At 56.9% G+C, this 25797-nt stretch carries 26 protein-coding genes; 18 read left to right on the top strand and 8 right to left on the bottom strand.

The features are described from left to right. Position 1: 1 nt before the first annotated feature. The 6 genes from N7D90_RS07870 to yejK all read left to right on the top strand — a co-directional run bounded on the left by N7D90_RS07870 (position 2) and on the right by yejK (position 3674). Positions 2–334 (top strand): hypothetical protein, encoded by a 333-nt coding sequence (locus tag N7D90_RS07870; protein WP_261741631.1) that lies wholly within the window; start codon positions 2–4, stop codon positions 332–334. Beyond that, on the top strand, positions 327–668 hold the full coding sequence (locus N7D90_RS07865; RefSeq protein ID WP_261741630.1) for a hypothetical protein: 342 nt from the start codon (positions 327–329) through the stop codon (positions 666–668). The genes N7D90_RS07870 and N7D90_RS07865 overlap by 8 nt, the downstream gene beginning before the upstream one ends. A 668-nt stretch (positions 669–1336) precedes the next feature. After that, on the top strand, positions 1337–1522 hold the full coding sequence (csrA, locus tag N7D90_RS07860) for a carbon storage regulator CsrA (RefSeq protein ID WP_261741629.1): 186 nt from the start codon (positions 1337–1339) through the stop codon (positions 1520–1522). Positions 1523–1919: 397 nt separating this feature from the next. Further along, positions 1920–2258 (top strand): hypothetical protein, encoded by a 339-nt coding sequence (locus N7D90_RS07855; RefSeq protein WP_261741628.1) that lies wholly within the window; start codon positions 1920–1922, stop codon positions 2256–2258. A gap of 81 nt (positions 2259–2339) precedes the next feature. After that, positions 2340–2588, top strand: a complete 249-nt coding sequence (locus tag N7D90_RS07850) for a hypothetical protein (protein ID WP_261741627.1) — start codon at positions 2340–2342, stop codon at positions 2586–2588. Between the two features lie 81 nt (positions 2589–2669). Next, complete coding sequence (yejK, locus tag N7D90_RS07845) at positions 2670–3674, top strand: nucleoid-associated protein YejK (RefSeq protein WP_261741626.1); 1005 nt, start codon at positions 2670–2672, stop codon at positions 3672–3674. A gap of 5 nt (positions 3675–3679) precedes the next feature. Here yejK and N7D90_RS07840 read toward each other — a convergent pair whose 3' ends face one another. Together N7D90_RS07840 and N7D90_RS07835 are read right to left on the bottom strand one after the other, a co-directional pair. Beyond that, positions 3680–3886, bottom strand: a complete 207-nt coding sequence (locus N7D90_RS07840; protein WP_261741625.1) for a hypothetical protein — start codon at positions 3884–3886, stop codon at positions 3680–3682. Positions 3887–3993: 107 nt separating this feature from the next. Further along, positions 3994–4941, bottom strand: coding sequence for a HEPN domain-containing protein (locus tag N7D90_RS07835; RefSeq protein ID WP_261741624.1), 948 nt, complete (start codon positions 4939–4941; stop codon positions 3994–3996). Between the two features lie 98 nt (positions 4942–5039). On the opposite strand from N7D90_RS07835, the gene N7D90_RS07830 reads away from it, so the two are divergent. The 7 genes from N7D90_RS07830 (at position 5040) to N7D90_RS07800 (ending at position 12271) form a co-directional block, all read left to right on the top strand. Further along, entirely contained in the window at positions 5040–5429 is a 390-nt protein-coding gene (locus N7D90_RS07830; protein ID WP_261741623.1) for a hypothetical protein, read from the top strand. A 64-nt stretch (positions 5430–5493) separates the two neighbouring features. Beyond that, entirely contained in the window at positions 5494–5649 is a 156-nt protein-coding gene (locus N7D90_RS07825; protein WP_261742537.1) for a hypothetical protein, read from the top strand. 22 nt (positions 5650–5671) lie between these two features. After that, complete coding sequence (locus tag N7D90_RS07820) at positions 5672–6064, top strand: hypothetical protein (protein ID WP_261741622.1); 393 nt, start codon at positions 5672–5674, stop codon at positions 6062–6064. 254 nt (positions 6065–6318) lie between these two features. Further along, positions 6319–7503: a tyrosine-type recombinase/integrase gene (locus N7D90_RS07815; RefSeq protein ID WP_261741621.1), complete on the top strand. Its 1185-nt coding sequence runs from the start codon at positions 6319–6321 to the stop codon at positions 7501–7503. 35 nt (positions 7504–7538) lie between these two features. Next, the gene (locus tag N7D90_RS07810; RefSeq protein WP_261741620.1) at positions 7539–9311 is read left to right on the top strand and encodes an N-acetylglutaminylglutamine amidotransferase; all 1773 of its coding nucleotides are present in this window, start codon (positions 7539–7541) and stop codon (positions 9309–9311) included. 3 nt (positions 9312–9314) lie between these two features. Continuing rightward, a complete protein-coding gene (gene ngg / locus N7D90_RS07805; RefSeq protein WP_261741619.1) occupies positions 9315–11060 on the top strand; it encodes an N-acetylglutaminylglutamine synthetase in 1746 nt (581 codons plus the stop codon). 23 nt (positions 11061–11083) lie between these two features. Next, positions 11084–12271, top strand: coding sequence for an osmoprotectant NAGGN system M42 family peptidase (locus N7D90_RS07800; protein ID WP_261741618.1), 1188 nt, complete (start codon positions 11084–11086; stop codon positions 12269–12271). Between the two features lie 110 nt (positions 12272–12381). On the opposite strand, the gene cysG is transcribed toward N7D90_RS07800, so the two are convergent. The 6 genes from cysG to ftsK are packed head-to-tail and all read right to left on the bottom strand — an operon-like array spanning position 12382 to position 19914. Continuing rightward, a complete protein-coding gene (gene cysG / locus N7D90_RS07795; RefSeq protein WP_261741617.1) occupies positions 12382–13776 on the bottom strand; it encodes a siroheme synthase CysG in 1395 nt (464 codons plus the stop codon). Beyond that, complete coding sequence (serS, locus tag N7D90_RS07790) at positions 13777–15057, bottom strand: serine--tRNA ligase (protein ID WP_261741616.1); 1281 nt, start codon at positions 15055–15057, stop codon at positions 13777–13779. Between the two features lie 16 nt (positions 15058–15073). After that, positions 15074–15448, bottom strand: coding sequence for a fluoride efflux transporter CrcB (crcB, locus tag N7D90_RS07785; RefSeq protein WP_261741615.1), 375 nt, complete (start codon positions 15446–15448; stop codon positions 15074–15076). Next, complete coding sequence (locus tag N7D90_RS07780) at positions 15445–16770, bottom strand: replication-associated recombination protein A (RefSeq protein ID WP_261741614.1); 1326 nt, start codon at positions 16768–16770, stop codon at positions 15445–15447. Before N7D90_RS07780 ends, crcB begins: the two co-directional genes overlap by 4 nt. Positions 16771–16798: 28 nt before the next feature. Next, the gene (lolA, locus tag N7D90_RS07775) at positions 16799–17419 is read right to left on the bottom strand and encodes an outer membrane lipoprotein chaperone LolA (RefSeq protein WP_133078174.1); all 621 of its coding nucleotides are present in this window, start codon (positions 17417–17419) and stop codon (positions 16799–16801) included. Between the two features lie 50 nt (positions 17420–17469). Beyond that, positions 17470–19914, bottom strand: coding sequence for a DNA translocase FtsK (gene ftsK / locus N7D90_RS07770; RefSeq protein WP_410012272.1), 2445 nt, complete (start codon positions 19912–19914; stop codon positions 17470–17472). A 351-nt stretch (positions 19915–20265) separates the two neighbouring features. On the opposite strand from ftsK, the gene aat reads away from it, so the two are divergent. The 5 genes from aat to mgtA all read left to right on the top strand — a co-directional run bounded on the left by aat (position 20266) and on the right by mgtA (position 25744). After that, positions 20266–20946 carry a leucyl/phenylalanyl-tRNA--protein transferase gene (aat, locus tag N7D90_RS07765; RefSeq protein WP_261741612.1) on the top strand — a complete coding sequence of 227 codons (681 nt, stop codon included), beginning with the start codon at positions 20266–20268 and terminating at the stop codon, positions 20944–20946. 54 nt (positions 20947–21000) lie between these two features. Beyond that, positions 21001–21708 carry an arginyltransferase gene (locus N7D90_RS07760; protein ID WP_261741611.1) on the top strand — a complete coding sequence of 236 codons (708 nt, stop codon included), beginning with the start codon at positions 21001–21003 and terminating at the stop codon, positions 21706–21708. Between the two features lie 98 nt (positions 21709–21806). After that, positions 21807–22025, top strand: coding sequence for a translation initiation factor IF-1 (infA, locus tag N7D90_RS07755; protein ID WP_002553999.1), 219 nt, complete (start codon positions 21807–21809; stop codon positions 22023–22025). 536 nt (positions 22026–22561) lie between these two features. Next, positions 22562–22801, top strand: coding sequence for a hypothetical protein (locus tag N7D90_RS07750; protein WP_261741610.1), 240 nt, complete (start codon positions 22562–22564; stop codon positions 22799–22801). A 228-nt stretch (positions 22802–23029) separates the two neighbouring features. Continuing rightward, positions 23030–25744, top strand: a complete 2715-nt coding sequence (mgtA, locus tag N7D90_RS07745) for a magnesium-translocating P-type ATPase (protein WP_261741609.1) — start codon at positions 23030–23032, stop codon at positions 25742–25744. Positions 25745–25797 lie beyond the last annotated feature (53 nt).

Here is a 25797-nt window from a genome sequence, read left to right as displayed (position 1 = left end):
TATGAGCGACTCCAGTGATAACTATAAGCGATCAACCGTAGAGCCAATTCTACTATACGACGAAGCTGTTCGTTTTTTGATTGTAAAAACACCTAATGGAAAGTGCTTTGCTTGTGGAACAGATATGTGGAATATTTCCACAAAAGAAGAGAGCACTGATCACTGCTTCTTAAGAAAAGCTGGCGGAACCATTAGTGGAGCTCCTGCGTATAATCTAGAGCTCGAGTGCAATAATTGCGGACTTATCAGAACTCATCGATCGGAAGTTATGCTGGCTTGGCTAGCCATGAATCCAAAGACGGAAGATGCTTCTCGGGCTCCCGAAAATGAGTAAGTTTGAGCCGAAAGTCCACCAAGGCGGTAATACCACTCCTTACCAGAAGCGTGACAATGGCGGGGGCCCGGGCAATACTGGCGGCGTAAACCCACCGGGAGGCGGTGAATTGGAAGCTCGCATAGCGGCACTCGAAAAAGCCATTCCTGATATCAAGGAGAAGCTTGTCGGCATATCGGGGAAAGTAGAATCAATTGAAAAGCACTCAGCCACTAAGGCTGACTTGGCCACCTTGGAACTGAACGTAATCAAGTGGTACGTGGCGACAGCCTTCGCCATGACCGGCCTAGCTAGTGCGATAACCTTTGGCCTGACAAAGTTGCTCGCTCACTAGCTAGAATGAGAGCCCGACCAAGCGTCGGGCTTTTTGTTCCTGGCGCAATACCCAGGCTCTCCACCCGCCATGCGACCGCCCTACCCTGGCCGCAAACCGACTTACAGCCAGGGCATCCGAGCATTACCCCCTACCCCTCGCAGGCATTGACCTGCACCACCTGCACATAACGCGTCGACCTGCTGGTTTGTGATCGACCTACGCAACGGAGCCCGCCACTGAGCGGGATTTTTTGTGGGCGCTGCAAATTATTTAGCATATGCTATTGCGTAAATATTTAGCAGTTGCTAATTTACATCCATCGCAGCCTCACACCGCAGCGACCCGCTCTTTACCACCGCCAAGATCCTCGCCATCAGCTACCCCGGGATTCATCTGGTAAGCGCGAGCAACAAATAGCCGATGCCATGCCAGCTCTGGAACTGGCCGGACTCCCATATGGAGTACGCAAAGCTGCACAGCCACCCGTAACAGCATCGAACACGAAATGTGCGACGACGGGCAGTGGTGGGGAGACCTGGCAGACGTGTAGCGAGATCGAACTACCGAGGAATCCTCGGGTGTTCAGCCAAGGAAACCGTGGCAGAACACGAAGCCCAGCAAGATCCACAGATTTACTGATGCCGCTTCACTGAGGCGGCATTGGAAATCAAACAAGGAGAAGGACCATGTTGATACTCACCCGCCGCGTAGGCGAAATCATCCGCATCAACGACGACATCAGCATCCAGGTGCTAAGCGTTAGTGGACAGCAGGTCAAGCTCGGAATCGTCGCACCGGATGATGTGGCTGTTCATAGGGAAGAGATTTATCTGCGAATTCAGGCGGGCCGCGAGAAAGATATCGCGGTTTAAGCAGTAACGAACAACCAGCGCCACGACAGCCTGTCGTTAACTGCCCGATCCCCTGGTACTCCCCAGCCCCAGGATGCATCGGTCTGATCTTCGGCATTTACAGGCCTGAGTACAGACCAATGCGGACGCCAACCCAGCAGACGCTGGACACCTGCATCAGCCCTTGCCTGCTGCAACCCAAAACGGAGGACTCGACCATGAAAACCTAAACAGTGATGGGCGCGCCCATACAGCCAGGCTCTTACATACGGTGGCGTTTTAAGAGTGCAACACAGCCCGGTTTCGACTGGGCTTTTTCATACCTGCGTTTATCCGTCAGCACTCCATTGCGCGCCCATCGGCAAACAGCGCGGACCTGAGTGCTGACGAATAACCGTAACCCTGTTGAGGATCGACCATGACTCCACCTATCTCAGAGCGCATATCCCGTCTTGAAGGGTTGCGCAGACTTACACGCAGGGCCACGGCCGAGCTTTACCAGAAACCCGGCATGACAGATCGCTTCAGGGTTAAAGCTTCTGGCTTCAACTGCTTTGAAGTAGTCGAGCGCACCACCGGTAAGGTCGTCACCCCAACCCCGTGTTTCGGCTATGGCAACGCGTATCGCCAACGGCAGGAACTGGAAGCTAAAGAGACGCGGTTCAGCATCAAAGAACTCGGGAAGGTCATGCGTAACTGGGCATTACGCGTCGGCGCAATACTGGCCGTATTTGCCTTCTTCGGCAGTCATCTGTGAGGCGTATCAATTCCTCAGTGCAACGCCGCCTTCGTCAGCCCCAACACCACCTGCCACCAAGCGGACTTGAAGAGATAGATCATGGCCAAATCTGCAACCGAACGGAAACGCGATCAGCGCGCCCGGGACAAGTTGAGTACACAGGAAAAAGAAGCTCTCCTGCTGTCCAGAAAGATTGTCACAGCTCTTTATCACAACGATGATGCCGCGCTGAAACGAACCATGGCGCGCACTGGGATCGATGAGGAGCAGGATCTGATATCGCGCTTCATTCGCGGCGCCGACCGCATGACCGATCCTCAATTGGCGGAGCTTGTCCGTCTCCCGTGATTGTCACGATTGCATGTCACTAACGATAAATAACCTCGCTGCATCCGGTCACGGAGGGCAGCGCCATCCCGAGGTAAGCCCATGCCTATCCGTCATAGCATCATCCACCAGATCGACAAAAAACCAGATGGCACACCTGCCGTGCTGTACGTCAGCGGCACCGAGCTGACCGAATCTCAGGCCACCGAAAATCTGCTGCGCGACCTGAACGTCGCCTACAACGCCAAGACCAGCAAGGCTTGGGGTTTCTTTCATGCCCAGTCCGGCGGCTTCCCTTTCAGCGGCTGGTTGCAGACCTACATCGAAGGCGGCGACTTTATCGAGTTCAGCCACACCGCTGTCGAGCACCTACAAAAGCTCATGGAAGAATCAAACCTGAGTGTTGGCGGGCATGTGCTGCTGGCCCACTACCAGCAAGGCCTGACCGACTACCTGATAGTTGCCCTGCTCCAGAACAGCGAAGGGGTCACCGTGAATGCTGACCTCAGTGTCACTCCTTCCAAGCACCTGGACTTTAGCAACATCAGCCTGGCAGCCAGGATCAATATCTCGGAATGGCGCAGCAAACCGAAGTCGCGGCAGTACATTTCATACCTCAAAGGTGCGAAGGGTCGTAAAGCAACCGACTACTTCCGTGACTTCATCGGTTGCCAGGAAGGTGTTGATGGTCCAGGTGAGACTCGCACGCTACTCAAGGCATTCAGCGACTTTGTCACGGCAGAGGACATGCACGAAGACAGCGCCCGCGAGAAGACTCAGACGCTGGTCAGCTACTCAATGGCCCAGGCCAAGATTGGCGAGCCGATCACCCTCGACGAACTGTCAGAGCTGATCGACGAAGACCGCCCGAAAGCCTTCTATGACTTCATCCGCAACAAGGACTACGGCCTGTCGCCGGAGATTCCAGCCGATAAGCGCACGCTGAACCAGTTCCGTCGCTTCACGGGGCGCGCGGAGGGTCTTTCGATTAGCTTCGAACAGCACCTGCTGGGCTCAAAGATTGAGTTCGATCAGGAAGCCGGAACACTGACGGTGCGCGGGCTGCCAACGCAGCTTACTAACCAGCTCAAGCGCGCTTCTAACTGATACTCCTATCGAGACATGCTGTCGATAATCCCTCTGGCCTTCGCGACACCTGCGTCAATAGCTTCATCGCGAGTTTTCCAAAGGTTGTCGCTGTCTTTATGTACGGGCAGCCCGCTGATTTGAAGCTCTGTCGTGAATCCGTTTTCGTGGGTTGAAATACGGATGATGAATTTGCGGCCTTTATGGGCATCTTCGAAGTTTGAATGTCTCATTGATCTCTCCTTGATCCGGCTCCATGCCGGTCACTCGTAGCACATGAATTTTTACTAAATTACAAACATGACATTACTGCGCTAATTTAAGTTCCGGCAGCATCACATCAACTAAATAGCTCTTTTCTAAAATAATCTTCAATAAACTCATTCATCCCATAAACAACCGCCTGTTTTGTCGAATCTCGCAGAACCATAAATACAATTTCCCTACAAATATCTTGCAATCCTTTGCTTATCAAAGGTGACGCATCAATATCTGACTGCTTTATATGAGAACCGTGAGTGACTTGAGAACGAATCCCATAGGCCTTCTTCATGAATTGGTATCGAGCCTCCATATCCTTTGCTGAACCACCTAAAAAGTGAGCTACTCGCTCAGAAAGTCTATGGGTTAACTCACCTGTGCTTGTTGAAAAGAGACTCTCTAGTGCACTACATATTTGTGCAATTTTCAGGGAAGGGTAAGGAGTTTTTCGCGATGATGTTATGAAGTTGAGGAAGCGGTCAAAACGCGTGCTTTTTTTCGACACGGGTGACTGGAACATGGTAAAGCCCCTGTCATGGAGATGAGTCCTAAGCTCAAGACTGACTTCCCGCCACTGATTAATTTCTAACGCGCTGAAAGTCGTATGCACCAAAGCGTGGCCATCGGCCTTTGACAGCGTTGAATATAATCCGTTACTGGTCCAAAAATCCTGACCATTATTGTGAAAGTGACAGTGTGCTAGCTCACATCCAATAGCATTGTCTTTCACCAACCATGAGTCCTCAATAATCATCGAAAGCCATATTAACCATGTAAGAAGCAAGGGTTCACTGTGATCATACCCTTCCCAAATACAAACTTCTTCTGGCCTACATACTACTAAGTGGTCAGTACGAGTTAAGTGATCATGCTCAATATGTCCGACAAAATACTTAAAAGGGGCGTCAAGGACATTTCTTATCAGCTCTCGATCATTAACAATAGAGACCCCAGGCATCATTTCGTACACACCCGGCTCAGCCTCTACATTAAGCCAACGCAATGTAGAAATTATATTTACGTGCATTTCTAAGCACCCGCAGTAACCGATTTTGTATTCAGCATATCACTCATATCAATGAATCACGCCAGCCGGCGAGGCAGGCGCACGCTTGGAGATAACCCATGAGCACATTTGCCGTATTTGGAATGACCCGCGACGTTGCGCTGGCCGAGGCCAAGAAGCGCACCAAAGGCACTCGCAAGAACGTAAAAGCCCCTGGTGGTGTCGAGCCTGTTCCGCTTGCTGAATGGCTGGAACTCGTCGAGAAGAAGACAGAGCAGATTATGGGGGGGGGTACGCTTCGCCAGCTATCACCGTTATTTGATGCCCCGCAGTACGCTGAGCAGTTCATTGAGCTGGCTCGCAAGACCATTCAATGCAGGGATCTGCGCATCAGGGCGAAGCGCATTATGACGGATACAGAAGGCCGACCAATCATCAACCCAAAGACGAAAGCGCAACGGGTTGGGTTCTGTGAGTGGCAGCCTGATGCCCGGACTAAAGCCGCTTAGCTCTCCTCCCTCCGCTTAAACCAGCCTTTCCATTACAAATCACGCCACCTGGCGAGGCCTACTTATGTTCGCAAACCAGAAGAAATACCCCTTCGATTTCAAAACCCAGTACTACCTTGGCTTCAACCAGCAGGACGACGAGATCGTCGTGGACTTCTTCTGCGGCGGTGGCGGCGCCGGTACCCGTAACCCCCTCCCACCCTTAAATGCCTGCCAGTAATCGGCGGGCAAGGTGCGCGCGCATGAGCAAGAAAGCCGTGAAAGATATTCTCGATGGGATGACAAAGGATGACCTAGTGGCCTGGATCAGGAACCAGCATTTCTACCAGCCCAAACTAAGCGATGTTCTGTACATCCGCTGGCAAAGGCAATCGGCTGAAGTACTCGAGGAAATGCAAAAAGAAAATCGGGCGCTCGATGGTGTTGATTTTAAAGAGCGTGATCGGCTAGCCGTTAGGTTCAACGAAACGAAAAACGCTGCTGAAAAACTGCGGCTTCTTGAGCTGATGCAGCCCTATAACAAGGCAATGCAAGATCACATCAAGCGATCCCAGGCTCTCGACAGGAAAAGCAAAAGGGTCGATGCCCTGTATGAGCAGATCGATGTGGCGCGCCAGAAAGAGCGCAGCTTCTGATCCGCATCGCGACACATCCCACAAGATAACTCACCTTCTGCCGCCAAACGCGGCATCCAGAGGTCCGCCATGGCAGCAGCACAACTTCTGTCCGATGACTCCGGGCACGACAAAATCACCGAAAAAAGACTGGCCGAACTCATTGGCACAACCGCAAAAGCCCTTCAGCGCAAGCGCGAGCGGAACATTATCCCGCTTGGGGTGTGGTCAAAGATCGATGGGCGAATTATGTACAGCAAGTGGAGATACGACGAATGGCTAGAAAGCCAATGGGACTCCCCGCTGGGGTTGAGTTCATCGGTAAGTCGATCCGAATCCGGTTCACTTGGAACAAGAAGCGGTGTTGCGAAACCCTCCCTTTCCCGCAGACCACCAAGGGAATCGCGGCAGCTGAGGGTCTACGTTCTCAAGTAAAGCAACTCGACCGACTGGGCGCCCTCACCACTGAAAAGTACATTGAGCTGTTTCCGACCACTCGCAGCGGGGCGGTCAGCCAGATGCCGATTTTCTTTGATTATGCTCAGGAGTGGCTAAACAGCCTCCAGATTGTGGAGAGCACCCGGAAAAACTACCGCAGCACCATGCAAAACTACTGGGTACCGCACCTGGCGCACTTGCCAATTGATGCGATCTCTCCGGTACTGATGCGCAAGATTGTGAACGGCATTGAGTGGACTTCCCCTGTCCGCCGAAAGAATGCTGTAAGGCTAGTGACCAGTCTTTTCAATCAGGCCGTCAGCGATGAGCTGATTCAGAGAAACCCGGCACGCTCAATCCCCGCAACGAGAGTCGTAAAGCGTGAGCTGGATCCTTTTTCGCGAGCCGAAGCCGATGCTGTCATTGCCAAGCTTTACGAAGTGACGAGCGGGCTTCAGGCCATTTATGCATGCTTTTTTGAGTTTTCTTTCTATACAGGAATGCGTCCAGGCGAGGCTATGGCCCTGCGCTGGAGCGAAGTGGACACGCGCAATCGAACTGCACGTGTTTGCCGTATCAGGCTTTACGGGAAGATCCAGGAAAGGACTAAAACCAAAACCTCTCGTGAAGTTTTATTGAACGATCAAGCTTTGCAGGCACTCGAAAAAGCCAGGTCACTTACAGCGGCGCGCTCTGACTATGTATTCGCGCCGGAAGGATCGGGAGACAGGTCAGAGCTTTATGTCCGATCCGAAACGGGGCCTAAGCGCTACTGGTTGTTAGCATTACGAAAGCTGGGGATGAGGCATCGCAGGATGTACGACACCAGGCACACCTATGCAACGATGTGCCTGATGTCCGGCATGAACCCTGCGTTTATTGCGGCTCAGCTCGGACACAGCATTCAGATACTGCTTTCGACCTATGCCCGGTGGATCAGCTCACCCAATGATTGGAGCGAGCTTGAGAAGCTGAATACGCTGCAAAACGGTACAAATTTGGTACTTGAAAAGCAGGCGTAGCGCGAAAGGCCCGGATTCAATAGGGTTTAAGCACCATGTGCGGATTAGCTGGCGAGTTACGTTTTGATCAACAACCTGCCGACCTGGCAGCCATCGAACGCATCACCCACCACCTCGCTCCACGTGGCCCCGATGCCTGGGGTTTTCACAGTCAGGGCCCCGTCGCCCTCGGCCATCGGCGCCTGAAAATCATGGACTTGTCCGATGGTTCCGCCCAGCCAATGGTCGACGGCCAACTTGGCCTGTCGCTGGCCTTCAATGGCGCGATCTATAACTTCCCCGAACTACGTACCGAACTTGAAGCCCTGGGCTACAGCTTTTATTCCGATGGCGACACCGAAGTGCTGCTCAAGGGTTATCACGCCTGGGGCGAAGCACTGCTGCCCAAGCTCAATGGCATGTTTGCCTTTGCCATCTGGGAGCGCGATACCCAGCGCCTGTTTATCGCCCGCGACCGTTTGGGGGTTAAACCGCTGTACCTGTCGCGTACCGATGCCCGCCTACGCTTTGCCTCGACCTTGCCAGCGTTGCTCAAGGGCGGTGATATCAACCCGATGCTCGACCCGGTGGCGCTCAACCATTACCTCAACTTCCATGCCGTAGTGCCCGCGCCCCGCACGTTGATTGCCGGGATCGAAAAGCTGCCACCGGCGACATGGATGCGCATCGACGCCAACGGGCGTACCGAACAGAAAACCTGGTGGACTCTGCCCTACGGCCCCCATGCCGACGAGGTCAATTTGACCCTCGAAGACTGGCGCGACCGTGTACTCGACAGTACCCGCGAGGCTGTGGCCATTCGCCAACGGGCGGCGGTGGATGTCGGTGTACTGCTTTCGGGCGGCGTTGATTCAAGCTTGCTGGTGGGGTTGCTGCGGGATGTGGGCGTACAGGATCTGTCGACCTTTTCCATCGGTTTTGAGGACGCAGGTGGCGAGCGCGGTGATGAATTCCAGTACTCGGACTTGATCGCCAAGCACTACGGCACGCGCCATCACCAACTGCGCATTGGCGAACACGAAATCATCGAGCAATTGCCAGCGGCCATGCGCGCCATGAGCGAACCGATGGTCAGCCACGACTGTATTGCGTTTTACCTGCTGTCACGGGAAGTGGCCAAGCATTGCAAGGTGGTGCAAAGCGGCCAGGGCGCGGATGAACTGTTTGCCGGTTATCACTGGTACCCGCAGGTCGACGGCGCCAGCGACCCATATGCCGCTTACCGCGAAGCGTTCTTCGATCGCAGCTATGACGAATACAAGGCGACGGTGCAACCGCAGTGGCTGACGGCCAATGATGCGGCCGGAGATTATGTCCGTGAGCATTTTTCCCAGCCGGGCGCTAGCGCAGGGGTGGACAAGGCCTTGCGCCTGGACAGTACGGTGATGCTGGTGGATGACCCGGTAAAACGGGTCGACAACATGACCATGGCCTGGGGCCTTGAAGCGCGCACACCGTTCCTCGACTACCGGCTGGCCGAGCTCTCGGCGCGGATTCCGGCCCGTTTCAAACTGCCGGACGGCGGCAAGCAAGTGCTCAAGGAAGCCGCCCGACTGGTAATCCCCAGCGAAGTGATCGACCGCAAAAAAGGCTACTTCCCGGTCCCTGGCCTCAAGCACTTGCAGGGCAACACCCTCAATTGGGTGCGCGACCTGCTGCTGGACCCCAGCCAGGATCGCGGCCTGTTTCAACCGGCGATGCTGGATCGATTGCTGAGTAACCCGCAAGGCCAACTGACGCCCCTGAACGGTTCCAAGCTGTGGCAATTGGCAACCTTGAACATGTGGCTGAGCGAACAAGGAATCTGACCGATGAAACCCCTCGCTACGGCTTATAGCCAACGTTTGTTACGTGGCCAGACGCCTTCATATGAACGCCTGCAGGCACGCTTTGCCGAAGACGGCAGCGAACTCGACGCCCAGCCCGTCGCCGTGCATTGCGGCTGGGGCCGGTTGCTGATCGGGCATACGTTCCCCGACCCTGGCAGCCTGGCCGATGAGCTGCTCAACGAGCAGCCCGGCGAGCGCGATATTGCGCTGTACGTCGCCGCACCTCAGCGCGTACTGGCGCAATCTCCGCAACAACTGTTTCTCGATCCGTCGGACACCTTGCGCCTGTGGTTTACCGATTACCGCCAGGCCACCCGCGTATTTCGCGGCTTTCGCATCCGCCGAGCACAAAGCGAGGCAGACTGGACCGCGATCAACACGCTGTACCAGGCGCGCTCAATGCTGCCCATCGACCCGGCATTGCTCACCGCCCGTGATCAAGGCGGTCCGGTGTACTGGATGGCCGAAGATGAGGACAGCGGCGCGGTGATTGGCAGCGTCATGGGCTTGAATCATCACACCGCCTTTCACGACCCCGAAAACGGTAGCAGCCTCTGGTGCCTGGCGGTCGACCCGCAGTGTTCGCGTCCCGGCGTCGGTGAAGTGTTGGTAAGGCATTTGATCGAGCACTTTATGAGCCGAGGCCTGAGCTATCTCGATCTATCGGTGCTGCACGACAATGCCTCGGCCAAAAATCTCTACGCCAAGTTGGGTTTCCGTACCCTGTCGACTTTTGCCATCAAGCGTAAAAACGGCATCAACCAACCCCTGTTTCTGGGGCCAGGCCCTGAAGCCGGGCTCAACCCCTATGCCCGGATAGTGGTCGAAGAGGCTTACCGGCGCGGAATCGATGTGCAAATCGATGATGCGCCTGCCGGGCTGTTCACCCTCAGCCACGGCGGGCGGCGGATTCGCTGCCGCGAATCACTGAGCGACTTGACCAGCGCCATCAGCATGAGCCTGTGCCAGGACAAATGCCTGACCCACAAGGTCTTGAGCCAGGCAGGTTTGAACGTGCCCAGCCAGCAACTGGCCGGTAATGCCGATGACAATTTGGGTTTTCTTGAGCAGCACACCCGGGTGGTGGTCAAACCTGTGGATGGCGAGCAAGGCAATGGCGTGGCGGTGGACCTCGACAACATCGAACAGGTGCAACAGGCCATCGAGGCAGCACGGGCGTTCGATAGCCGGGTGCTGCTCGAAAGCTTCCACGAAGGGCTCGACCTGCGGGTGGTAGTAATCGGCTTTGAAGTGGTGGCTGCGGCCATCCGCCGACCCGCGCAGGTGATGGGCGATGGACTACACAATATCCAGCGCCTGATAGAAGCCCAAAGCCGCCGCCGTCAAGCCGCCACCGAAGGCGAAAGCCGTATCCCGCTGGATGCTGAAACCCTGCGCACCGTGCAGGCCGCAGGCTACGAGTACGACAGTATCTTGCCAGCAGGGCAGATACTTGCGGTGCGCCGCACCGCCAATCTGCATACCGGCGGTTGCCTCGAAGATGTAACCGACGTGCTGCACCCGGTGCTGGCCGACGCGGCCATTCGCGCAGCCCGGGCGCTGGATATTCCTGTGGTCGGGCTGGACCTGATGGTGCCTGCTGCCGACCAACCGGACTATGTGTTTATCGAAGCCAATGAACGCTGCGGCTTGGCCAATCATGAGCCACAGCCCACTGCCGAACGTTTTGTCGATTTGCTGTTTCCCCACAGTCAGCCTGCCCTGTAGCTGACTGCCCCTCAGGAGTTTTTATGAATCGTACCCTCCCTGAACCTGACCTCGACTACCTGCAACGGGTATTGCTGGAAATGCTCGCCATCCCCAGCCCCACCGGTTTTACCGACACCATCGTGCGCTATGTCGCCGAACGCCTGGACGAGTTGGGCATTCCCTTTGAGCTGACCCGGCGCGGCACCTTGCGCGCCACCCTCAAGGGCCAGCAAAGCAGCCCGGATCGCGCGGTCTCTGCACACCTGGACACCATTGGCGCCAGCGTGCGGGGGATCAAGGACAATGGCCGACTGATACTGGCCCCGGTCGGTTGCTGGTCCAGCCGCTTCGCCGAAGGCAGTCGCGTTAGCCTGTTTACCGACAATGGAGTGATTCGCGGCAGTGTGTTGCCGTTAATGGCCTCAGGTCATGCATTCAATACCGGGGTGGATGAACTGCCGATCAGCTGGGACCATATCGAGTTACGCCTGGACGCTTACTGCGCCACGCGGGCCGACTGCGACTCGCTGGGGATCAATATTGGCGATTTCGTGGCATTTGACCCGCTGCCCGAGTTCACCGAAAGCGGTCATATCAGTGCCCGGCATCTGGACGACAAAGCCGGGGTCGCGGCCCTGCTCGCAGCCTTGAAAGCCATCGTTGAAAGCGGCGAACAACCACAGATCGATTGTCATCCGCTGTTCACCATCACCGAGGAAACCGGCAATGGCGCGGCAGCCGCCTTGCCCTGGGATGTCAGTGAGTTTGTGGGCATTGATATTGCCCCGGTGGCACCGGGCCAACATTCCAACGAGCACGCGGTGAGTGTGGCGATGCAGGATTCGGGCGGGCCGTACGACTATCACTTGTCGCGGCATTTGCTGCGCCTGGCCAGCGAAAACGAACTGCCGGTACGACGTGACATGTTCCGTTATTACTTCAGCGATGCTCATTCTGCGGTAACGGCCGGGTACGATGTTCGGTGCGCCCTGCTGGCATTCGGCTGTGATGCGACCCACGGTTATGAGCGTACCCATATCGACAGCCTGGCGGCGTTGAGCCGTTTACTGGGCGCCTACATCCTCAGCCCGCCGGTCTTTGCCAGCGATGCGCAGCCCGCACAAGGGTCACTGGATCGCTTCAGTCATCAGATCGAGCACGATGCACAGATGGAGAGCGACACGCGGGTGCCGTCGGTGGAGAGTCTGGTGGGGGATAATCGGGGCTAAAAAGGACCCTGAGACAAATGTGGGAGCGGGCTTGCTCGCGATGCTGGCGACGCGGTCTGTCAGGCAAACCGCAGTGCTACCATCGCGAGCAAGCCCGCTCCCACAAAACCCTAGTCCTGCGACTGAGCGCCTTCGAACCACTTCAGCTTCTCACGCAGCAGCACTACCTCACCCACGATCACCAGTGTCGGCGCATGAACTTCATGCTCCGCCACCAACGTCGGCAAGTCCTTCAAAGTGCCAGTGAAGACACGCTGATTGGATGTAGTACCTTGCTGGATCAACGCCGCCGGGGTGTCTGCTGAACGACCGTGCTTGATCAGTTGCTCACAGATGATCGGCAAACCTACCAGGCCCATGTAAAACACCAGCGTCTGCGCCGGTGCCACCAGGTCATTCCAGGGCAGATTGCTGGTGCCGTCTTTCAAATGGCCCGTCACGAAACGCACAGACTGCGCGTAATCACGATGGGTCAGCGGAATCCCGGCATAGGCCGCGCAACCACTGGCAGCGGTAATCCCTGGCACCACCTGGAACGGAATCCCGTGGGCAGCCAGTTCTTCGATCTCTTCGCCGCCACGGCCAAAGATAAACGGATCGCCACCCTTGAGCCGCACCACGCGTTTGCCTTGCTTGGCCAGGTCGACCAGTTGCTGGTTGATCTGGTCTTGCGGCACCGCATGCTCGGCACGACGCTTGCCCACATACACCCGCTCGGCATCACGACGGCACAGTTCAAGAATCGCCGGGGCCACCAAGCGGTCGTAGAGCACCACGTCAGCTTGTTGCATCAGGCGCAGCGCGCGGAACGTCAGCAAATCCGGATCACCCGGCCCGGCACCTACCAGATAAACCTCACCGGTGGTTTCAGCCGCCTGACCATTGATCTTGGCCAACAGCAAACGCTCGGCTTCAGCGCCCTGCCCGGCCAGTTGACGGTCGGCAATCGGGCCCTGGAACACGTCTTCCCAGAACCCGCGACGCTGCTGCACATCAGGGAACAGGCCTTTGACCTGGCTACGAAAGCGCGCCGCGAGGCCCGCCAACTGACCGTAGGTCGAAGGGATCCAGGTTTCAATCTTGGCCCGGATCAACCGCGCCAGCACCGGCGCATCGCCGCCACTGGATACGGCAATGATCAACGGCGAACGGTCGACAATCGCGGGGAAAATCACGCTGCACAGCGCAGGCGCATCCACCACATTGACCGGCACACAGCGGCGACGGGCGTCGGCGGAGACCTGGGCGTTGAGTGGCTCATCGTCGGTGGCGGCGATGATCAGCACACAACCTTCAAGGTCAGCTTCAACATAGCCGCGCAGCACCTGTTCGCCACCGCTGCTGTTTATCAACTCGCACAACTGGGGCTCTATGGCGGGTGCGACCACCCGCAGCACCGCACCGGCATCGGCCAGCAGCCGGGATTTGCGCAAGGCAATCTCCCCACCACCGACCACCAGTACACGGCTGCCACGCAGGTTATGAAACAGCGGCAGAAACTCCATTTAGCCGATGACCTCAATGCCGCCCATGTAAGGCTTGAGCACTTCAGGCACACGGATCGAGCCGTCAGCCTGCTGGTAGTTTTCCAACACGGCTACCAGGGTGCGGCCTACAGCCAGACCGGAACCGTTAAGGGTGTGAACCAGCTCTGGTTTGCCGGTTTCCGGGTTACGGAAACGCGCTTGCATGCGGCGGGCCTGGAAGTCACCGCAGTTGGAGCACGACGAAATCTCGCGGTACTTGTCCTGGCTCGGAATCCACACTTCCAGATCGTAGGTTTTGACCGCGCTGAAACCCATGTCGCCGGTGCACAGCGCCAGGGTACGGTATGGCAGTTCAAGCAGCTGCAAAACCTTCTCGGCGTTGCCAACCAGGCCTTCCAATGCATCCATCGAGGTGGAAGGCTCAACGATCTGCACCATTTCAACCTTGTCGAACTGGTGCTGACGGATCATGCCGCGGGTATCACGGCCCGACGCACCGGCTTCACTGCGGAAGCACGGCGTGTGCGCCACAAACTTGATCGGCAGGGCTTTGTGCTCAACGATTTCGCCGGCGACGATGTTGGTCAGCGACACTTCGGCAGTCGGGATCAGGTACAGATCGGCTTCGCCTTCACGGCTGATCTTGAACAGGTCTTCCTCGAACTTCGGCAATTGGCCAGTGCCCTGCAGCGCTGGCGCCTGAACCAGATAAGGCGTGTAAGCCTCTTCGTAGCCGTGCTCGTTGATGTGCAGGTTGATCATGAACTGCGCCAGTGCACGGTGCAGGCGTGCGATTGGCCCACGCAGCAAGGCAAAGCGGGCACCGGACAATTTGGCGGCGGTTTCGAAATCCAGCCAGCCGTATTGTTCACCCAGCGCAACGTGGTCCTTGATTTCAAAATCGAAGGCAGTAGGCGTGCCCCAGCGACGGATCTCGACGTTGTCGTCTTCGTCAGCGCCAACCGGCACGGAAGCATCCGGCAGGTTCGGCAGGCTCAACAGGATCGAGTCCAGTTCAGTCTGGATGGTTTCCAGCTCAACCTTGCCATTGGCCAGATCGCTGCCCATGGTTTCGACACTGGCCATCAGTGGCGCGATGTCTTCACCGCGAGCCTTGGCCTGGCCAATGCTTTTGGAGATGGCATTGCGCTCGGCCTGCAGCTTCTCGGTCAGGGTCTGAACTTCTTTACGCTTGGCTTCCAGCGCGTCGATGCGTGCCACATCCAGCGTGTAGCCACGGGATGCCAGGCGATCCGCTACGTCCTGCAGGTTGCCACGTAACAGTTTGGAATCGAGCATGTCGGTTTCTCGTTTATCAAAGTTTGGTCAGGGACAGGCCAGCCCAGGTTGCGAGCAGCCCGCCGAATACGCTGAGGGCCGCATAGCCCAGTGCCAATGGCACTTGCCCGGTTTCAAGCAGGCGCACCGTATCCAGTGAAAAGGATGAAAAAGTAGTCAAACCACCCAGAAAACCGACCATTAGTCCGGCTCGGACTTCAATCGGTACTTCCGGGCGCATCAAAAAAAGTCCGTAAAGGAGGCCAATCAGCAGGCAGCCCACGATATTAACGGCCAATGTCGCGGTATAAAAGTGCCGCGGCCAATTGGCGTTGATCCAGTTTCCCGTGGCGAAGCGCAACAATGTGCCTGCAACACCGCCCACTGATACAGCAACGATCACTGGGATCACGGTTTTCTCCGCTGTTTGGGGCTGGCACGATCCAGTGCAGCAAGATGTTTGAGCTTCTCGCCGATCTTAAGCTCCAACCCCCGCGGAACTGGCTGATACAGCTGTAACGGCTCCAGCTCATCCGGATAGTAGTCTTCGCCAGCAGCATAGGCGTCAGGTTCGTCATGGGCGTAGCGGTATTCGTCGCCATAACCCAGTTGTTTCATCAGCTTGGTCGGCGCGTTGCGCAAATGCAGCGGCACTTCAAGCGAGCCGTATTCGGCGGCGCTGCGCAGTGCGGCCTTGAAGCCCATATACACCGCGTTGCTTTTTGGCGCACACGCCAGATAGGTGATGGCCTGGGCCACCGCCAACTCGCCCTCCGGGCTGCCGAGACGTTCTTGCACATCCCAGGCCGACAGGCACAGGCTCAGCGCGCGCGGGTCGGCGTTGCCGATGTCTTCGCTGGCCATGCGCACCACCCGCCGGGCGATATACAGCGGGTCGCAGCCACCGTCGATCATTCGCGCGAACCAGTACAGGGCACCGTCCGGGTTGGAGCCACGCACCGACTTGTGCAGAGCCGAGATCTGGTCGTAAAAGGCTTCGCCACCCTTGTCGAAGCGCCGCTGGGTATCGCCCAGCAGGTTATGCAGCAGGTCGGTGCCGATTTCGCTGTGATCTTCGGCCAGGTCAGAGGCGTTTTCCAGCAGGTTGAGCAGGCGCCGACCATCACCGTCAGCCGCCCGCAGCAAAATCTGGAAGCCTTCATCGCTCAGGCTCAGGCAGCGCTTGCCCAGCCCCTTGTCTTCCGTGAGGGCTCGTTGCACCAGCTTGTGCAGGGCCGCCTCATCGAGGCTTTTGAGCACATAGACACGCGCCCGCGACAGCAGTGCGTTGTTCAGCTCAAAGGAAGGGTTTTCAGTGGTGGCACCGATAAAAATCAGGGTGCCATCTTCGACATAGGGCAAAAATGCATCCTGCTGCGACTTGTTGAAGCGATGCACTTCGTCAACAAACAGGATGGTGCGGCGCCCGTACTGGCCCGCCTGCTGCTTGGCAATTTCGACCGCCTGACGGATCTCCTTGACCCCGGCCAGTACCGCCGAAACGGTTTCAAAGTGTGCATCCGAGACTTCTGCCAGCAACCGCGCCAGGGTGGTTTTACCCACGCCCGGCGGCCCCCAGAAAATCATCGAATGCAGCGCGCCCTGCTCCAGCGCTTCACGCAAGGGCTTGCCGCGAGCGAGCAGGTGTTCCTGACCGACGTACTCATCCAGATTGGCTGCACGTAAACGGGCAGCCAGGGGCTGGGCAATCGGGGCACTTCGAAACAGATCCATGGGCAGCGTTTGAAACCTCTTCCAGGGCTTATTCCTGGATGACATCAGCCCCTTTCGGGATATCGAACTTGAACTTGGAAGCAGGAATCGGCTCGTTGACCTTGACCCCGGTGAACAGGATGTTGGTGCGTTGGCCCACGCTGTCGATCAACTGCATATCGTTGATCTTGCCACCGCGAAACGACAGGCGCAGGGAGTCGAACAGCGTGTCCTTGGTCTTGGGCTTCAAGGTGAAGTCCATCACATCACCGGCCTGCTTGGAGGTGATATCGAAACTGTCGCTGATTTTCGACACATCACCCGACAGCAACAGGGCCGGGGTCTGGGTCAGGCGCTGATCAAGCTTTTTGATCGTGACCTGCTCCAGATCCGGGTCCCACAGCGAAACCTTCTGGCCATCGGAGACCATCAGTTGCTCTTGTGGCGCATCGGTGTGCCAGTAGAACAGGCCCGGACGTTTAACCGACATTTCACCGGCAGTTTCCTGCAATTGAGTGCCACTGCCATCGAGCGTCAGCTGTGAAAAGCGCGCCGTGATGGTGTCGGAGCCGAGCAATTGACCAAGACGTTTCACACTCTCGGCATCGGCATGGGCCGACAGCGAAGAAAAAGCCAGTACCGGTAGCAACAGCATGCTGACAAAACGCATGGACATCCTCATTGATTAGTTAGAACCCGCCCGATACAGCCCTGGGCAGATCAATCGCGCATCGGGGCCGGCGCCAGTACTTCGCGCGAGCCATTAGTGTTCATCGAGGTGACAACCCCGGCCATTTCCATGGATTCGATCATTCGGGCAGCGCGGTTGTAACCAATCTTCAATTTGCGTTGAACCGCAGAGATCGAGGCACGACGGCTCTCAAGTACAAACTGTACGGCCTCGTCGTAGAGCGCATCGGTTTCAGCGTCATCACCGCCATCGCTGCTGCCGCCGTCAAAGCCGCTGCCAGGTTCTTCAACCCCGGCAAGGATGTCTTCGTTGTAGTCCGGCGAGCCGCGCAGCTTCCAGGCTTCGACCACACGGTGAACTTCATCGTCTGAAACAAACGCACCGTGTACCCGGATTGGCAGGCTGGTGCCGGGCGGCATGTACAACATGTCACCGTGGCCCAGCAGTTGCTCGGCGCCACCCTGATCGATGATGGTGCGCGAATCGATCTTGCTCGACACCTGGAACGCCATACGGGTCGGGATGTTGGCCTTGATCAGACCCGTGATCACGTCCACCGACGGACGCTGGGTCGCGAGGATCAAGTGAATCCCTGCGGCCCGTGCTTTCTGGGCAATACGGGCAATCAGCTCTTCGACCTTCTTGCCGACGATCATCATCATGTCGGCGAATTCGTCGACCACCACCACGATGGTTGGCAACTTCACCAGCAGCGGCGCTTCGTCGTGAATGCTTTCACGCTTGTACAGCGGGTCGACCAGTGGCTCGCCAGCGTCCTGGGCGTCCTTGACCTTCTGGTTGAAGCCGGCGAGGTTACGCACGCCCATCTTGGCCATCAACTTGTAACGGCGCTCCATCTCGGCAACGCTCCAGCGCAGGGCGTTGGCAGCGTCTTTCATGTCCGTAACCACCGGGCACAGCAAATGCGGGATGCCTTCGTAGATCGACAGTTCAAGCATCTTCGGGTCGATCATGATCAATTTGGCGTCTTCGGGGCCAGACTTGAACAGAATCGACAGGATCATGGCGTTCACGCCCACGGACTTACCGGAACCGGTTGTACCGGCTACCAGCAAGTGCGGCATTTTCGCCAGATCGGTGATCACCGGTCGCCCACCGATGTCATGGCCCAAGGCCAGAGTCACGGGAGACTTGGCGTTGTCGTACTCAGGGGTCGACAGCACCTCGGAGAACCGCACGATCTGCCGGTCTTCGTTAGGAATTTCGATACCGACCGTGGTTTTGCCCGGGATAACTTCAACCACCCGCACACTGGTCACAGCCAGCGAACGCGCCAGGTCTTTGGCCAGGTTGGAAATACGGCTGACCTTGACCCCGGCTGCAGGCTGGATTTCGTAGCGGGTAATCACCGGTCCCGGATGAATCGAGTCCACCGACACTTCTACGCCGAACTCCTTGAGCTTGATTTCAAGCAGGTGACCAACGGCCGCCAGAGATTCAGGGGAGTAATTGAGCTGTTTTTTCTCGGCCGGATCCAGAATCGAGATCGGCGGCAGCGTGCCTTCAACCGCGCTGTCCACAAACAACGGGGCCTGCTTCTCTTTCTGCACTCGCTTGCTCGGCTCAGGCGCCTTGGGCGGTGCCGGAGCGATAACTGCCGGTACGTGCTTTTCACGCTCGGACATGTGTTTGGTCAACGCCTGCTCACGCTCGATCAGGCGCTCTTTGGCCTTGGCCTGCTCACGCTTGTCGGAAACGCTTGGCGCGACCACGTCATTGACCCGGTTATCAACCTCTCGCAGTTGGGCCAAAAGCTGCTTGCGCTCGTTGCGCTCTGACCACCAGCGATTGGCCGCCCCCTGGATCAGCTCAAACAGGTCAAGGGTGATTTTGCCCGTCACGTCCATGACCTTGAACCATGACAGGTCAGTGAATACGGTGAGGCCAAACAGGAACAACGCAATCAGCAACAGGGTACTGCCCTGGATATTCAGCGCATTCTTGGCCAGATCACCTAGGCTTTCGCCCAGAGCACCGCCCGCGCCTGCCGGCAGGCCCACGGCGGAGTGAAAGTGGATATGGGCCAGTGCCGCCCCCGAAATCACCAGAAACACCAGGCCTACCAGGCGCCATGAGAACAACCAGCCACTCCACTGCCAGGGCTGATGCCGTTCGCGGAAGATCTGGTACGCCTTGACCGCCAGCAGCAACGGGAAAATATAGGCAAAGTAACCGAGCACCATAAACAGGATGTCAGCACTGTAGGAGCCCGCAGGGCCGCCGAAGTTCTGCACATCCACGACACGGCTGTTATGGCTCCAGCCGGGATCGTCCTTGCCATAGGTCAACAGGGCCATGATCAGGAACAGGCATAGGGCGCCGATAGCGATCAATGCACCTTCCTTGAGCCGGTAGTGCAACTGTTGACGCCAGAGAGGAACTGCTTTGGGTGCTACTGTGGATTTCTTCAAAACGGGTCTTTTCCTGCGCCTGTGGCGCGCCCAACTATTAATTGACTAAGGTGACTGCAAAATACTGCTCATATCGAGCAGGCGACAAATTCAGACTTTAAATGAAACCAGCCTTGTATTATTCCCTGCAGCAACGTTGGTGCAGTCTAGATCAGCGTAAACAGGCAGGCCATTGTACGGGTTTAAGCCGTTGATGCCACGCTGGCTCAAGCGACGATCAGATTCCACTTGCGCCTGGCTGAGAAGCGCCAATTTGAGCATGTATTACCTTTTGTGACAAAGACTTATACCGCCGTTAAAACAGAGCTTACATTTCGCTGGCAGATCGACTGAGACCGCATTTGCGTGACAGAGTTGCAGCCGCCCTCCCCTTCTTCTGTAAGACCCAAAGCCATGCTGACCTGGTTAAAACGCGACACTCTGACATTCCCGCCCCTGGCAAAAGCCATGCGCGAGCCCAACGGGCTCCTGGCCGCAGGCGGCGACCTGTCGGCAGACCGGCTGATCCAGGCCTATCGCCACGGCTGCTTTCCGTGGTTCAGCGAAGGCCAGCCGATCCTCTGGTGGTCGCCCGACCCGCGCACAGTGCTGTTCCCCGAAGAGCTGCACGTGTCCCGCAGCCTGGGCAAACTGTTACGCCAGCAACGCTATCAGGTCAGTTTTGACCGCGACTTTGCAGCCGTGATTCAGGCATGCGCAGCACCGCGCGATTATGCGGACGGCACGTGGATTACCGACAACATGCAAAACGCCTACATCGAACTGCATGCTCGCGGCCATGCCCATTCGGTTGAAGTCTGGGATAACGGCGAACTGGTGGGTGGACTGTATGGCCTGGCAATGGGGCAGCTGTTTTTTGGCGAGTCGATGTTCAGCCGCGCCGACAACGCTTCAAAGTTCGGCTTTGTCACATTAGTCAGACAGCTGCAGGCTTGGGGTTTTGTACTGATTGACTGTCAAATGCCTACTGACCACCTCGAGAGCCTCGGCGCCCGCTCAATCCCGCGAACGCAATTTGCCGAGTATTTGCGCAATCATCTCGACCAGCCCACACCTGCACAGTGGGTTTTGTAGGCGCACTTTTGCACGCTGGCTTACACTTAATTTAAAGATTTGCGAGGGCCCATCATGACCGAGCTGGCGCGTTTGAAGTTTTATGCCACTCAACCTCACGCTTGCAGCTACTTGCCTGACGAACAGGCCACTACGCTGTTCCTCGACCCCAGTCAGCCGATGGATGTGCAGGTGTATGCCGATTTGTCCGAGATGGGTTTCCGGCGCAGTGGCGACCATCTCTATCGCCCGCATTGCCTGAAGTGCGATGCCTGCACCCCGGCGCGCATTCCTGTTGCGCGCTTTATGCCCAATCGTCAGCAAAAACGCATTTTCAAGCGCAACGCCGATTTACAGGTACAGCCTGTCAAACCAGGGTTCAGCGAAGAAAATTTTGACCTTTATCAACGTTATATCGAGCAACGCCATGCCGATGGCGACATGTATCCGCCCAGCCGCGATCAATTCTCGACGTTTCTGGTACGCGATCTGGCGTTCTCGAGATTCTACGAGTTCCGCCTCGATGGCCGCTTGCTGGCGGTCGCCGTCACTGACGTGCTGCCCAATGGTCTGTCTGCGGTGTACACCTTCTACGACCCTGACGAGGAACGCCGCAGTCTGGGGCGCTACGGGATTCTCTGGCAAATTGCCGAGGCCCGGCGCATGGGGCTGGATGCCCTGTACCTGGGATACTGGATCAAGAACTGCAAAAAGATGAATTACAAGACCGAATACCGGCCCATTGAGCTGCTGATTAATCAGAGATGGAGCTCTCTTGATTGAACCCTTGGCTTAAACCCCATTTTTCGGGCACAATGCACGCCGCTTTTGCCTGGCGCAGTTGCACCGGGCCATTCATTGGACACCGAGGGCTTTACTGCATGTCGAAAGAAGACAGCTTCGAAATGGAAGGCACTGTCGTCGACACCCTGCCCAACACCATGTTTCGTGTGGAGTTGGAAAATGGGCACGTCGTAACCGCGCATATTTCCGGCAAGATGCGCAAGAACTACATTCGTATTCTTACCGGTGACAAAGTGCGCGTCGAGCTGACGCCCTATGACTTGAGCAAAGGGCGTATCACTTACCGCGCTCGCTAATCAAGTCAATACAAAACGCCCGGCTCTGCCGGGCGTTTTTGTTTGCCCGGGATTTGCCTGACACCCACAACATCAGTGGGAGCGAGCCTGCTCGCGATACAGGCGACACCGTCTGCCAAACGAACCGCAGTAATGCCATCGTGAGCAGGCTCACTCCCACGGATTTAGCTGCACTACTAAACTTTGCTCGCCTGTAACTTTTTTGTCTTATTCATTACATATCAAACACTGCACTTTCATAACTTCCAAACTTCCTGAACCGTTGCTGTACCACCGTCACTTGCCAGGCGTTAACATTGACTTACCCCTGCAGTCTAAGTAGATTGCACAGGCCGGTCATTCAGGCCGCCTATAAACTTCACAAAAGAAGCCAATGGACACAGTATCTAGTCGCTGTCCGGTCACCGTAATTACGGAGATCCGGGCGCTAAACCCAGACATTGACGGGACTCGCCTGCACGGCGGGGTCAACTGCGCTAGAGCCTGATGCTCCAACGTAACGACCTCACCGGCGCCGTCCGGTCACGAGGTGTGTTATGACCTTTCAAACCCCTGTACTACCCGGCGTTCGCGCCTTTACCTCGAGCATGCGTGTGAAACTGTCCCGCGAGCCCACTTATGCTCGCTCGACCAAATCACCCTTCTCCACTCCGGCTCCCGGCATAAAACCTGCGCACCGCCAGGTGCATTGGCGCGTCAATCCTGCCACAGGCCAACTGGAGCAGCGCTGGAGCATGGCCGACTCTCAGGACCCGCAGAGTCGCGCTTGGCGCTGATTACCCATTAACTGAAAACAACTTTAATTCACTGGAGTTCCCCATGGAAGAAGCCAGTAGTTACCCGCTGCGTGGGCATTAACAACTTAATTGCAGCGGGACTTTAAAGCGCACTTAACACTTCATTAAAACCGATTGCGAAGTTTGCGACTCGGCATACATTGGCTCGCCTTTAAATAGGTAAGCCAACGTATGTTTGGTCAAGAGTTGGCGACAGGAGTTCTCATCATGAGCGCCGTAAAAAACACTAAAGTTCGAGACAAGAACAGCACCAGCGACAGCAACAAACTGTCCATGCGTGCCGCTCGGGAAGCACAAAACGGTCTCTCGGCCACTCTGGCCAATGTCCGCGCCACAACTGCCGGCCTGACCGAGCAAGACGCCGCCGAACGCCTTCAGACAGATGGCTACAACGAGGTGGCTCACGACAAACCGCCTCACGCCATCGTGCAGTTCATGCTGGCCCTGCATAACCCGTTCATCTATGTACTGCTGACCCTGGCCGTTATCAGCTTTTTCACCGACTACTGGCTGCCAGAGCGCGATGGCGAAGAAAGCGACCTGACCAAAGTCATCATCATTGGTTTGATGGTTGGCCTCAGCAGCTTGCTGCGGTTCTGGCAGGAACATCGCTCGGCCAAGTCCGCCGAAGCCCTCAAAGCCATGGTCCGCACCACCGCCACCGTTGTACGGCGGGATAAAACCGGCGGCAAGACTTCGGTGCATGAAGTGCCGATGCGCGAGCTGGTGGCCGGGGATATCGTTCAGCTGTCGGCTGGCGACATGATCCCGGCGGATATTCGCCTGATCGAATCCCGCGACTTGTTTATCAGCCAGGCAGTCCTCACCGGCGAAGCCTTGCCCGTGGAGAAATACGACACCTTGGGGGATGTCACACAAAAGTCCGCCTCCAGCACCGCTGCCGATCAGAGCAACCTGCTGGACTTGCCCAACATCTGCTTTATGGGCACCAACGTGGTCAGCGGCACCGCCCGCGCCGTAGTGGTCGCCACCGGCCCGCGCACCTACTTTGGCTCACTGGCCAAGGCAATCGTCGGCTCTCGCACGCAAACCGCGTTCGACCGTGGGGTCAACAGCGTCAGCTGGCTGCTGATCCGCTTCATGCTGGTCATGGTGCCGATCGTGTTTTTCCTCAACGGCTTTTCCAAGGGCGATTGGGGCGATGCCTTTATGTTTGCCCTGGCAGTGGCGGTCGGCCTGACCCCGGAAATGCTGCCAATGATTGTCAGCGCCAACCTGGCCAAGGGCGCAACCGCCATGGCCAAGCGCAAAGTGGTGGTCAAGCGCCTGAATGCGATCCAGAACCTGGGCTCCATGGATGTGCTGTGCACCGACAAGACCGGCACCCTGACCCAGGATCACATCATCCTTGAGCATCACGTCAACCCCAGCGGCAAGCGTGATGAATCGGTACTGGCTCTGGCCTGGCTCAACAGCCACTTCCAAAGCGGCATCCGCAACCTGATGGATCAGGCGGTGGTGCAATTTGCCCAACAGGACTCCAGGTTCAACGCTCCGCTCAACTACAGCAAGGTGGATGAGCTGCCCTTTGACTTCGTCCGTCGGCGCCTGTCGATCATCGTCAAGGACACCCAAGGCGACCACCTGTTGGTGTGCAAGGGCGCTGTTGAAGAAATGCTCGGCATTGCCACCCATGTGATGGAGGGTGATACCACCGTCGCCCTGGACCCTGCACGCCGCGAGCAACTGCTGGCACTGGCCACCGAATACAATGAGGACGGTTTCCGGGTATTGCTGGTCGCCACCCGCGACATCCCCAAGGCCCAGGCGCACAAGCAATACAACACCGCTGACGAGCGGGATCTGGTAATCCGCGGCATGCTCACCTTCCTTGATCCGCCAAAAGAAACCGCAGGCCCGGCGATTGCAGCCCTGCGGGACATCGGCGTAGCGGTCAAGGTGCTGACCGGCGACAACGCCGTGGTCACCAGCAAGATTTGCCGTCAGGTCGGCCTGGAACCAGGCGCGCCATTACTCGGCCCGGAAATCGAGGCGATGGACGACGCCGCGCTGCAACTGGAGGTCGAGCAACGCACCGTATTCGCCAAGCTCACCCCGCTGCAGAAGTCCCGTGTACTCAAAGCACTGCAAGCCAACGGCCACACCGTAGGCTTCCTTGGCGACGGCATTAACGATGCCCCAGCCCTACGTGATGCCGACGTGGGTATCTCGGTGGACAGCGGCACGGACATTGCCAAGGAATCGGCCGACATCATCCTGCTGGAAAAGAGCCTGATGGTTCTGGAAGAGGGTGTGCTCAAAGGTCGCGAGACATTCGGCAACATCATGAAGTACCTCAACATGACCGCCAGCTCCAACTTCGGCAACGTGTTCTCGGTACTGGTGGCCAGCGCCTTTATTCCTTTCCTGCCGATGCTGTCGATTCACCTGCTGCTGCAAAACCTGATGTACGACATCTCCCAGTTGGCATTGCCGTGGGACAAGATGGACAAGGAATACCTGCAAAAACCACGTAAGTGGGACGCGAAAAATATCGGGCGTTTCATGATCTGGATCGGGCCAACTTCGTCGATCTTCGACATCACCACATTTGCCCTGATGTGGTACGTGTTCTCGGCCAACAGCGTGGAAATGCAGACCCTGTTCCAGTCCGGCTGGTTTATCGAGGGGCTGCTCTCGCAAACCCTGGTCGTACACATGCTGCGAACCCGCAAGATCCCGTTCATCCAGAGCACCGCCGCATGGCCGGTGACCATGATGACCATCATTGTGATCGTGCTGGGGATCTACGTGCCGTTCTCGCCGCTGGGTACATTGGTTGGCCTGGAGCCGCTACCGCTGTCGTACTTCCCTTGGCTGGTAGCCACCCTGTTCAGCTACTGCTGCGTCGCGCAACTGATGAAGACCATCTACATCCGCCGTTTCAAGCAGTGGTACTGACTTGAATCGCCATGGGCTGGCGCCTTATCGCGCCAGCCCATGCCTTCGTATTA

Source organism: Pseudomonas fragi (assembly GCF_025426255.1).
GTDB lineage: Bacteria > Pseudomonadota > Gammaproteobacteria > Pseudomonadales > Pseudomonadaceae > Aquipseudomonas > Aquipseudomonas kulmbachensis.
Note: the sequence above shows the minus strand (reverse complement) of the source record. Positions and strands in the feature narration are given on the sequence as shown.